This window comes from Fusicatenibacter sp. (genome assembly GCF_977045365.1).
In genome coordinates, this window is the sequence record NZ_CDRRUH010000092.1 from 1 (window position 1) to 3,260 (window position 3,260).

The following is a 3,260-nucleotide window of genomic DNA, read 5'->3' on the forward strand; positions in this document are numbered from 1 at the left end:
CTGCTGACGGGTGTCTTCAATGTATTCCATCCACTCTAATAATTCCTGCATAAACAACGCCCCTTTTTCTTTTATTTTATCAAAAAAGGGGCGTGTTCACAATTTATTTACTCATGCGTTTGTCGTGCTTTACGGCAATGTATACACCAGCACACCTAAAATAATAATCAGGTTTCCGATCAGCTTTCCTTTCGAAACCTTTTCTTTTAAAACGCCAAAGGACAGCAGTAATACAAACACATACGTAAAGGTATCCAGTACCGGACCGTATTTTAAATCCACCTGTGTATAGGCATACGTATTTAAAAGAAGTACACTGCCGAAAATCACATACGCTGTAATAACGCGCCAGTTCAGGTACTCACGAAGTGCAGATGCATGCTCCTCGTTGGCGCTCTGTTTCAGCAGAATCTGGGATACTGCGGAAAACATTGTACAGATCAGCATTAAAATCATATATTTATTCATATCGCTGCACCACCATCACTCCCACCAGCACAATCAGAAGGCCGATGATATTTTTTACGGTCAGATTCTCATGGAAAATAATCACTGCCCAGATCTGTGACCAGATCAGATAAACACTGCGGTTTGCATATGCCGTGGACAGAGAAAATTTCTTAATCACCTTCTGCCATGCAATGGCGTAAACGCCGCAGTTTGCAACCATGAGAAATAAAAATACGTATAACAGCGGATTTTTGATTCCTCCGCGATTCAGCTGAACCGATGCTGCTTTCGAGAATACACTCGTCAGGGAAAACAGCAGGATATTTAAGTGCAGCTGAATATAATCTTTTGCCTTATTCAAAAACAAGTCCTCCTTCTTACTTTTCTTCCACGCGGAAAATGATATGCCCTTCTACTTCTCTTACCGGGATGCACCCCGCTGTTTCCACATAGGATACTGCCGCTGAACTGCTCGAAAGTACAATATACTCTGCATTCATTTCCGTAAGACTTCTGTAAAATTCTTTCTGATCCAGTGACAGATCCGTCTGTGTGATAATCTGAAGGATCTTTGTTTCGTCTTCAATTTCCTGCTCGGTCAGCGCATCGGTTGATACCGTATTGGAGCCCTGATAGGTCAGAACCATATCGCGGTCCAGAACCAGTTCAAACGAAGCATCATACTGCCGCACGATCAGGTTGAAATCCGGTTCAAAGACAACTCTTACGGTTCCCTCTCCCGCTTCTTCGTGCAGTACCGTACAGACGGCCAGAAGATCATCCGGCATCTTATACTGGTTATCCGGTACCTGAGGCAGTCCGCCAGCCAGTACGGAATTTCCGCCAAAACAGATGACCGCTGCCAGCGCAGCCGCGGTCAGATACCGTCTCCAGCCTTTTTTCTGCCCGCCCACAACTTTCGTGCAGGCATATCCGATGGTCAGTACCATCGGCAGAATCCAGAAAAACCGGTAATAGACATTGATCATTCCAAGTTTTCCCAGGATATATTTCACCGCAAATGGATTGTATACCGTAAAGGCCAGAAAAACAGCGGTTATTACGAACACATACCGCTCTTCCTTTTTTCCTTTTAAAGCGAGATACAGCACCGACAGCAGAAACAGCGTCAGTACGGTTGTGTTTCCTCCAAACGTCACAAAGACCTGTCTCACAAAATCGAGGCCGCTCTCATTCAGATTTATTCCGCCCACATTTTCTCCTTTCTACCGCACAACCGGAATCTGCAGGATACCGCGCACACCAAGGAGATAGACCCCAAGCACCAGCACACACGGCAGCACAGCAAGCAGATAGAGCCCGATCTGTCCCCAGCGTTTTTTCCGCACAAGATTCGGCAGAATCACAGCACTCATGGCCACCGGTACGGTCATCATGGATGACATCGTAAGGTCAATCGCAGCGACGCCTGTCATGAAAAACAGCAGCCAGACTCTCTTTCCATTCTTCTCCTGATACATGCGCAGGCCAAGATAAAACAGAAACGGGAGGATGATATTGCACAATACGGCCTTTCCCTCGTATCCCCTCGTCAGCAGGAACGACGCATTCGAAAAGATCGTATGAAAATTCAGATTCACAACGCTGATAAAGCACAGGAGCACCCATACCATCTGTTTTTCTTTTAACAGCGCCTTTCCGATCTGTGCATAGACGAGATAACTTAAAACTACCGTCATCATACAGAGAATCACCTTCGTCACCACGAGCGGATGAAGGCCCGTTAAACGGCACAGTACTGCATTTGCTGCCGGATACATGCTGAACACATAACGGATGTTAAAAAAATCCAGTGCTTTTCCTGTATATGGGTCAAAGCTGCTGATGGAATCTGTCGCAAGGTTCGTTGTCACACTTCCCACATAATACGCTGCATCCGCACTGCCGTTTTCCTGCAGCGCAGCAACAAAATACAGCTGGATTCCAACCAGCACCAGCATCAGATAAAAAGCTGCCGTCTTTCCGCTCCGGAAACTGCCGCTTCTCTTTCTCCACTCTCTCCACATTCCCACATGAATACAGATGGAAACAATTACAAGGACAGCCACAACAGCCGCCCATCCCCATGCGAGCAGATGCAGCTTTGCACCAAGCACCATCATCGGCACAGAAATCAGTTCAAATAAGAAGTAATATGCAATAAAGCCAAACAGCACAGTTTCCCCCAGATGTCCGCTCTCATACCTGTTTTCTCTGATTAAAAAAGAACCCAGGCAGCAGAACACTGCGAGCATTCCCAGAAACAGTGCCGGAATTTTTAATAAGGTAATCATGTTTGGTTCCTTTCTTTTCCTTACATTCCCAATCCCACTCATTCTAACATGATGCCCTGTCTGCGTCAAGTAATCGAAATTCTAATAAACATTGACTTTTCCCTGAAATTTTGTATAATCGTGATGTCGGACGCTTATTTTCCGCCCGGCTGTTTTACTTTTTGTTTTAATGATATATGTTACGAAAGGAGCCATTGATATGCCTTTTTCCCGGCATACCCGCAGATCCGTGTTTTCCATCGGCGCGGCATCCCTTGCCGCTGCTTTTCTTTTTCTCACCCCGGAAAGCACACATGCGGCTGATACTACAGCAAAAATTCACATTCTGACACTTGACAGCGGCTCCAATGCCATCGTTCTGGAAAGTGTAGACGATAATGGCCAGAAAATTTTCGGCATGGTAGACTCCGGCGAGGACTGGGATTACCCTGACGGATCTGATCCGCGTTATCCGCTGCGCAGCGGCATCACAACGTCGACCGGCTACGACGATGAGGTACTCTCCTACCTGGACTC

At 46.3% G+C, this 3,260-nt stretch carries 4 protein-coding genes and 1 pseudogene; 1 reads left to right on the forward strand and 4 read right to left on the reverse strand.

Annotation, left to right across the window (positions count from 1 at the left end; translation table 11 throughout):
• Positions 1–129 precede the first annotated feature (129 nt).
• Genes ACY2VW_RS13700 through ACY2VW_RS13715 form a run of 4 tightly spaced genes read right to left on the reverse strand, consistent with a single transcriptional unit; the run spans position 130 to position 2,744 of the window.
• A complete protein-coding gene (locus ACY2VW_RS13700; RefSeq protein WP_055227569.1) occupies positions 130–468 on the reverse strand; it encodes an EamA family transporter in 339 nt (112 codons plus the stop codon).
• Entirely contained in the window at positions 461–811 is a 351-nt protein-coding gene (locus tag ACY2VW_RS13705; RefSeq protein ID WP_461878428.1) for an EamA family transporter, read from the reverse strand. The genes ACY2VW_RS13700 and ACY2VW_RS13705 overlap by 8 nt, the downstream gene beginning before the upstream one ends.
• Positions 812–827: 16 nt before the next feature.
• Entirely contained in the window at positions 828–1,664 is an 837-nt protein-coding gene (locus ACY2VW_RS13710) for a hypothetical protein (RefSeq protein WP_461878429.1), read from the reverse strand.
• A gap of 12 nt (positions 1,665–1,676) precedes the next feature.
• Complete coding sequence (locus ACY2VW_RS13715; protein ID WP_461878430.1) at positions 1,677–2,744, reverse strand: DUF6077 domain-containing protein; 1,068 nt, start codon at positions 2,742–2,744, stop codon at positions 1,677–1,679.
• A gap of 199 nt (positions 2,745–2,943) precedes the next feature.
• On the opposite strand from ACY2VW_RS13715, the pseudogene ACY2VW_RS13720 reads away from it, so the two are divergent.
• A pseudogene (locus ACY2VW_RS13720) lies at positions 2,944–3,260 on the forward strand (hypothetical protein); the annotation flags it as partial.